The organism is Mycobacterium sp. 1165178.9, assembly GCF_001673555.1.
Taxonomy (GTDB): Bacteria; Actinomycetota; Actinomycetes; order Mycobacteriales; family Mycobacteriaceae; genus Mycobacterium.
This window is the reverse complement of sequence record NZ_LZMB01000478.1, coordinates 1-7,397: the sequence shown is the minus strand read 5'-3', so window position 1 is coordinate 7,397 and position 7,397 is coordinate 1. Positions and strand designations below refer to the sequence as shown.

At 67.8% G+C, this 7,397-nt stretch carries 7 protein-coding genes and 1 pseudogene; 3 read left to right on the top strand and 5 right to left on the bottom strand.

Going from position 1 to position 7,397, the window contains the following annotated elements; genetic code table 11:
• Positions 1-185 (top strand): annotated as a pseudogene (locus A5652_RS20465) (50S ribosomal protein L25); the annotation flags it as partial.
• Between the two features lie 12 nt (positions 186-197).
• Positions 198-773 (top strand): aminoacyl-tRNA hydrolase, encoded by a 576-nt coding sequence (gene pth, locus A5652_RS20460; RefSeq protein ID WP_067355777.1) that lies wholly within the window; start codon positions 198-200, stop codon positions 771-773.
• Between the two features lie 15 nt (positions 774-788).
• On the opposite strand, the gene A5652_RS20455 is transcribed toward pth, so the two are convergent.
• The 5 genes from A5652_RS20455 to A5652_RS20435 all read right to left on the bottom strand — a co-directional run bounded on the left by A5652_RS20455 (position 789) and on the right by A5652_RS20435 (position 6,823).
• The gene (locus A5652_RS20455; protein WP_067355774.1) at positions 789-2,423 is read right to left on the bottom strand and encodes a fatty acyl-AMP ligase; all 1,635 of its coding nucleotides are present in this window, start codon (positions 2,421-2,423) and stop codon (positions 789-791) included.
• A 337-nt stretch (positions 2,424-2,760) separates the two neighbouring features.
• Positions 2,761-3,717, bottom strand: coding sequence for a 4-(cytidine 5'-diphospho)-2-C-methyl-D-erythritol kinase (locus tag A5652_RS20450; RefSeq protein ID WP_067355771.1), 957 nt, complete (start codon positions 3,715-3,717; stop codon positions 2,761-2,763).
• A gap of 60 nt (positions 3,718-3,777) precedes the next feature.
• Positions 3,778-4,731, bottom strand: a complete 954-nt coding sequence (rsmA, locus tag A5652_RS20445; protein WP_067355767.1) for a 16S rRNA (adenine(1518)-N(6)/adenine(1519)-N(6))-dimethyltransferase RsmA — start codon at positions 4,729-4,731, stop codon at positions 3,778-3,780.
• Positions 4,695-5,822, bottom strand: a complete 1,128-nt coding sequence (locus A5652_RS20440) for a resuscitation-promoting factor (RefSeq protein WP_197514031.1) — start codon at positions 5,820-5,822, stop codon at positions 4,695-4,697. Before A5652_RS20440 ends, rsmA begins: the two co-directional genes overlap by 37 nt.
• A gap of 158 nt (positions 5,823-5,980) precedes the next feature.
• Entirely contained in the window at positions 5,981-6,823 is an 843-nt protein-coding gene (locus tag A5652_RS20435) for a TatD family hydrolase (RefSeq protein ID WP_067355759.1), read from the bottom strand.
• Positions 6,824-6,856: 33 nt separating this feature from the next.
• Between A5652_RS20435 and A5652_RS20430 the strand changes: the two genes are divergently transcribed.
• Positions 6,857-7,397: class I tRNA ligase family protein (locus A5652_RS20430; RefSeq protein WP_156745450.1), on the top strand; the 541-nt coding region annotated here is incomplete at its 3' end.

Sequence of the window (7,397 nt, the reverse complement as noted above, 5' to 3'; positions counted from 1 at the left end):
AGGGCGTCAACCTGATCTCCGACCCGGAGACGCTGGTGGTCAACGTGGTCACCGCCCCGACGGAGGAGGAACTCGCCGAAGAGGGCGCCGGTGAGGTCACCGAGGAAGCCGCAGCGGCCGAAGGCGAAGAAGAGGCCGAGGACGGCGAAGAAGAGGCCGCCGACGCCGAAGCCGAGTCCGAGTAGGCGGATCACACCGTGGCCGAGCCGTTGCTGGTCGTCGGCCTTGGCAATCCCGGAGACAACTACGCCCGGACCCGACACAACGTCGGGTTCATGGTCGCCGACCTGCTCGCGGCGCGGATGGGTTCGAAGTTCAAGGCGCACAAGCGTTCCGGCGCCGAGATTGTCAGCGGCCGCCTCGCCGGGCACTCGGTGATCGTGGCCAAGCCGCGCTGCTACATGAACGAATCCGGCCGTCAGGTCGGCCCCTTGGCGAAGTTCTACTCGGTGGCGCCGGGCGACGTCATCGTCATACACGACGATCTCGACTTGGACTTCGGCCGCATCCGGCTCAAGATCGGCGGCGGCGAAGGCGGCCACAACGGTCTGCGTTCGCTCGGGAACGCCTTGGGCAGCAAAGACTTCCAGCGTGTTCGCATCGGGATCGGCCGTCCGCCGGGACGCAAGGATCCGGCGGTGTTCGTGCTGGAAAACTTCAGCTCCGCCGAGCGCGCCGAGGTCCCCACCATCTGCGAGCAGGCCGCCGATGCCACCGAGTTGCTGATCGAACTGGGGCTAGAGCCCGCGCAGAACCGCGTCCACGCCTGGTAGCCGCGCGACGCCGGACTAGGTGACCAGGTCGAGGGACGTGGATCGGCGCAGCTTGCCCGACGGCGTCTTCGGAATGGTCCCCGGACCGAGCACCACCACGTTGCGCGGCCGGACGTCGACCTCGGCCACCACCTCACGGGCGACCCGGTGCTCGATGCGGCGCACCTCGGCCTGGTCCTGGTAGGCGTTGGACTCCACGGCCACCGCGAACGTTTCGCGGGAATGGCCGGCGTCCAGGCGCACGGCGACTGCGCAGCCCGGCCGCACGCCCTCGACGCGGCAGGCGGCGCGCTCGATGTCGGTGGGATAGATGTTGCGGCCCGCCATGATGATGACGTCCTTGACGCGGCCGCACACCACCACGTGGCCTTCCTCGGTCAAATAGCCGAGGTCACCGGTGTCATACCAGCCGTGCTCGTCCTGGGCCGAGATGAAGCCGCCCATGGTGAGGTAGCCGGGCGTCAGCGATTCACCGCGCAGCTCGATGACGCCGACGCCGCGCGCCGGCATCACCTCGCCGTTCTCGTCGACGATGCGCGCCTCGAGGTCCTTCAGCAGCGGACCGAGCGTCGCCAGCCGGCGGGTGTTGCCCTTGGTGGCAGGTACGGCCCGGCGCAGTGCGGCCAGCAGGTCGGCGTCGACCTCGTCGACCACCAGACCGGCGTTGCACTCCGAGAACGACACGGCCAGCGTGGTCTCGGCCATGCCGTAGGCCGGCAGGATCGCCGACGGCTGCAGTCCGAAAGGCTTGCCCGCGTCGAGCAGGTCCTCGACGTCGGCCGGCTCGACGGGCTCGGCGCCGGACAGCGCGAACCGCAGGGTCGACAGGTCGAAGTCGCCGGGTTTGGCCTGGCGGCGCAGCCGTTTTGCCAGCAGCGCGTAGGCGAAGTTGGGCGCCGCGGTCATGGTGCCCTTGTACTTGTCGATGAGCTTGGCCCACAGCAGGGTGTCCCGCAGGAAGTCCATCGGGGTGACCTTGACCAGCTCGGCACCGAAGTACATGGGGATGGTGAGGAATCCGACCATGCCCATGTCATGGAAGCAGGGCAGCCAGCTGACCATGACGTCCTTGTCGACGTCGTACTGGGCACCGATGAACATCGCCTCGGCGTTGGAATAGATGTTGCGGTGGGTGATCTGCACCGCCTTGGGCGATCCGGTGGATCCCGACGTCAGCTGCATCAGCGCGAGCGCATCCTCGCCGACCTCGACGGGGTCGATCGGTTCCGCCGCGAGCAGGTCGGCGACGGTGACGACGTGGATGCCCTTGTCCTCGAGGACCGGGATGGCGACCAGGAAGGGCTCCGAGACGACGACGGCCTTCGCCTCGATCATGCCGATGACGTTCATGGTGTCCTCGGCCCACACAGCCAGGTCCGTGCGTGGCGTGGGTTGGTGCAGCATGGTGAGGCTCGCCCCGCGCATCCACAGGCCCTGCGCCGTCGGCGCGATCTCCACCGGATAACCGGCGAGCACGCCGACCGCGTCGCCGGGGCCGATGCCCGCGGCGGCCAGGCCGCCCGCGATACGGCGCGCGCGTTCGTGGACCTCGCCCCAGGTGTGACGAACCGGCTCGTGGGGTTCACCGGTGACCATGCCCGTCGTTACGGATCGGGCATTGCGGTACATCTTCTCGGTAAACCTGCTCACAAAATCCTCCTCGGTTCCAGCCCTCGTACCAACGCCCCGGATTTCATGGTCCGCCCGCTGGGTAGCGCTTCGCCGCAAGCACGCCAACACAGTTGCGCGGCGGTTAGGTCTCGGATCGATGATGCGTCCGCGTCCGCCGCGATCGGGCGGCGTTCGGTCGCCTCATGAGCGCGAAACGGGCCAGGGAAACCTAGGCGGGCCCGCTTCGGTGATCGTCCACCGGGATGCCCGGCAGACGACGGAACTGTGTGATTCTGTTCAACGCTTCCGGTCACCGCGCCTCATCTTAAACTCCTCTTAGGGAGGCGCCAAACCAACGCACACGTTGGGAAGAAATTCACACTTCGGTGGGTGTAGGGACCACGCGCGCGCCGGCCACGGGCCCACTGGCGACCCGCACCGTGCGGCAGACACCCGCGCCGGACACCTCGGTGCCGATGTCGACTGCGGCGGCCGCCGACGGGCACAGGAAGGCGCACGTCGGGCCCGAACCGGACACGATGCCCGCCAGCGCCCCGGCCTGGACACCGGCGCGCAAGGTCCGCCGCAGGGCGGGGTGCAGGCTCACCGCGGCGGCCTGCATCTCGTTGCCCAACAGCGGCGCCAACTGCTCGGCGTCGCCGGCGGCCAGGGCGGCCAGTACCGGCCCGGGGGCGGGCAGCCGGGGCGGATCCCCCGCCTCCCGCAGCCGGTCCAGTTCGGCGAACACGGCCGGTGTCAGCAGCTCACTGTCGGCGAACGCCAACACCCAGTGGAAGGTGTTGCGGGACAACACCGTCGCCAACTCCTCCCCGCGGCCGGTGCCCAGCGCGGTTCCGCCGTGCAGCGCGAACGGCACGTCACTGCCCAAGCGGGCGGCCAGCATCCGCAGATCGCGGCGGGGAACGTTGAGTTCCCACAGCGAGTTCATCGCGACCAGCACGGCCGCCGCGTCGGCGCTGCCACCGGCCATGCCGCCGGCCACCGGAATGGTCTTGTCGATCATGATCGACACATCCGGCGCCCGGCCGACGTGTTCGGCCATCAGCTCGGCGGCCTGCCATGCGAGGTTGCGTTCGTCGAGGGGCAGCGTCTCGGCGCCCTCGCCGACGATCTCGAGCGAAAGCACATCGGCGTTGCGGACCGTCACCTCGTCGAGCAGCGAGACGGCCTGGAAAATCGTGTTCAGCTCGTGGTAGCCGTCCTCGCGGCGGTCGCCGACCGCCAGGTAGAGGTTGACTTTTCCGGGCACCCGGACGGTGACCGAGCCGGTGGGAACCCACTGCGCGGCGGTGTTGCCATCAGACGCTGACACCGCAGCAGACTATCGCTGCTACCGGCCGATCACACGCAGCGGCGCCCCGGCGGCACGCCGTCAGCCGGCGGACGCCTGTTGCTCGGCGCTCCGCGCGGCCGTCTCTGCCGTGCTGTGGGGCCGATCGGCGGACCGCTGCCACAACCGCACGAAGTCGTCGATCGAGAGCGTCTCACCGCGGCGGGCGGGGTCGATGCTGGCGGCCAGCAACCGATCGGCCGACTCGTTGCCCGAGCCGGCCCAGTCCAGGAACGCGTTGCGGCATGTCTTGCGCCGCTGCCCGAACGCGATGTCGACCAGTTCGAATACCCGGCGGCGGAAGGCTTCGTCGGTGGGCCATGGCGAGGTCGCATACCGGTCGATGCGAACCAGTCCGGAGTAGACGCGGGGAATCGGCCAGAAGACGGTCGGGGACACCATGCCGCAACGACGAACCCGACCGAAGAAACGCACCTTGACGCTGGGCACGCCGTATTCCTTGCCGCCCGGCTCGGCGGCCAGGCGCTCGGCGACCTCGGCCTGCACCATGACCGTCACGGTGTGGATGGACGGAAACTCGGCGAGCAGGTGCAACAGCGCCGGAACGGCGACGTTGTAGGGCAGGTTGGCGACCACCGCGGTCGGCTGGACGGCCAACTCGTCGCGGCGAAGGGTCAAAACGTCGCGGTTGATCACCGTCAGGCGCTGGCTTTCGCTGTTGGAGTGCTCGGCGACGGTTTGCGGCAGCCGTTCGGCCAGTACCGGATCGATTTCGACGGCGGTGACGGCCGAGCCGCGGTCGAGCAATGCCAGGGTCAGCGACCCTAGACCGGGCCCGACTTCCAGGACGTGGTCAGACCGGCTGACCCCGGAGGTTGAAACTATCCGGCGCACCGTATTTGCGTCGTGGACGAAATTTTGGCCGAGTGATTTCCGAGGCCGAAATTCGAGTTCTTTGGCCAGCCGCCTGATCTCGGTACGCCCGAGTAGCCGGATGGTCAGCGTGCACCAGCTCTTCCGCTGCACACTGGCCATGCGCCCCAACCCTGGCGCTCTCGGGTCACCTCGGCAACGGTGATCTGCTCCTCGCGGGTGGCGAGGTCGGCACGGGAGGCGAACCGCAAACCGCCGTTTCGCTCCCACGTGCCCTGGTCGAACTGCACACCGCCGTAATACCCGTTTCCGGTGTTGATCGCCCAGTTTCCGCCGGCCTCACAGCTCGCGATCGCATCCCAGATCGATCCGTCGCTGACCGGAGGCACCTCGGTGCCGGGTTTGGTGCCGATGCGGACCACCGAATCGCGGGCGGGCGTGATCACCGTGTTGGCGATCGGCAGCCGACCCGTCTCGACGCCGTTGACGGTGGCCACCGAGAAGGTGACGTCCTGGGTGCCCGGGCTGCCCGGATCCTCGACGACCTGGCGGCTTATGTTCATGTCCGGATCTTCGATCCGACGGGCGGTGGGCGGCAGCGGGATTCGCTCGGTGACCTGCTGGATCCGGTTGCGGGTGACCTGGACTTCCATCCCGTCGACGATCGGCATGCTCGCGGCGGGCGTCACCTGGTCGCTGTCGAGCAGCGGCGCACCCGCGGCGCTCAACAGGCCGGCGACGTTGGGCGCCGCCAGGTGCACATTGCGGATGGAGCCGGCGTCGTTGATGCGGACGGTCTTGGCGCTGACGACCGGCAGCGCCATTCCGGCCAGCGGCACGCGGCTGCCGCGGTTGGCGGCGGCCGGCGCGGTGTCGGTCATCGCCAGCTGGGCCAGCGCCTCGTCGACTGTGGATGCGGTGGTCCACACCTGCTTGGTGTCATGGCCGTCCAACGAGATCTGCAGCGGGCGGCTGCGCCGCAACACGATCTTGCCTGCGTCGTGAACCGCGACATCACCGGCGGGATACAGGTCGTCGCGTTCGTCGATGTTGAAACCGTTCTCTTCGACGACGTCGATCACCCGCGACTTCATGGTGGTCACCTGCATGGCGACCCCGTCGACGGTCAGCGTCACCGTCTTGCACACCGAGACCGCGTATCCGCCCGCGAATGCCAGGACTACCAACAGCCCTCCGACTACGAGCCGCAACATCGGCGAAGGATTCTGATGCAGTTTTGTCAATACACTCAACGCGCGCTACCCAACCCTCAACGACCAACTCATTCAGCGGCAAGTCACAAATTAAGGGCCCGTAGGCCCTACCGTTCGATCACAAGACGGTAACGAACCGGTCAAGGTTGGGCAACTCCAACGTGGCGACTTTGAACCAAATCGCCTGGTCGTTTACCTCACACTGTGACCAATCCGTACACCCGCGCAGCATTGCCCGTCGTTATCTCGGCTAGCTCTTCCGGGCGACGACCCACCAGTTCGGCGATCGCTCGAACAGTATAAGGAAGGCAATAGGGCTCATTCGCCGTCCCCCGATAGGGATGGGGCGTCAAGAATGGTGCGTCGGTCTCCACCAGCAGTTGCTCCGGCGGTATCAACGGGATGGCTTCGCGCAGGGCGTGCGCATTGCGGAAGCTCGCGGTACCGGACAGGCTCAGCAGCCAGCCGGCGTCCACGCATTGGCGGGCCATCGCGGCGTCCGAGGAAAAGCAGTGAAAGATGACGGCGTCCGGCGCGCCCTCGGCCGCCAGCACATCGAGGACCTCGGTGTCCGCGTCGCGGTTGTGGATCATCAGCGGCTTGCCGCACCGCTTCGCCAGGTCGATGTGCCAGGCGAAGGCCTCGCGCTGCACGGCCGGCTCGGCACAGCCGTCCAGACGGCCGGGCCAGTACAGGTCCAGGCCGGTTTCGCCCACGGCCACCACCCTGGGATGGGCCACGAGTCGCTCGATCTCGGCGCGCGCGGCGTCGTCGAGCGCGTCGGCGCGGGTCGGGTGCAAGGCCACGGCGGCGTAGACCCGCGGGTCCCATTCGGCGGCGCGCGTCACCCAGCGCGCCGCATCGAGGTCGTCGGCGATCGTGACGACCGCACCCACCCCGACCGCCGCGGCACGATCCACGATGGCCCGCACGCCCTCGGCGTCGGCGGCGCCACACGCATCCAGGTGGGTGTGCGCATCGACGAGTGGGCTCAAAGGCTCGGGGGCCGGGGGCGGCTGACGTTTGGAGCTCACGCGCACACAATAAGGTGCCCACAAATAAGGTTGAGGGCGATGAGGCCCTATTACGTCACCACCGCGATCACCTATCCGAACGGCGATCCGCACATCGGACACGCGTACGAGTACATCGCGACCGACGCGATCGCCCGGTTCAAGCGGCTGGACGGGTTCGATGTGCGGTTCCTGACCGGTACCGACGAACACGGCCTCAAGATGGTCGAAACGGCTGCGGCCGAGGGCATCCCGACGGCCGAGCTGGCCCGGCGCAACTCCGATGTGTTCCAGCGGCTGCAGGAGCGGTTGAACATCTCCTTCGACCGGTTCATCCGCACCACCGACCCTGACCACCACGACGCGTCCAAGGACATCTGGCGCCGGATGTCGGAGGCCGGTGATATCTACCTGGACGCCTACTCGGGCTGGTATTCGGTGCGTGACGAACGGTTCTTCGTCGAATCGGAGACCAAGCTCCTCGATGACGGCACCCGGCTTGCCGTGGAAACCGGGGCCCCGGTGACGTGGACCGAGGAGCAGACCTACTTCTTCCGGCTCTCGGCGTACACCGACAAGCTGCTGGCCCACTACGAGGCGA

Coding starts and splice junctions, on each gene's coding strand:
- rsmA (WP_067355767.1), bottom strand. CDS start 4,731: ATGGCCAGTGTGCAGCGGAAGAGCTGGTGCACGCTGACCATCCGGCTA.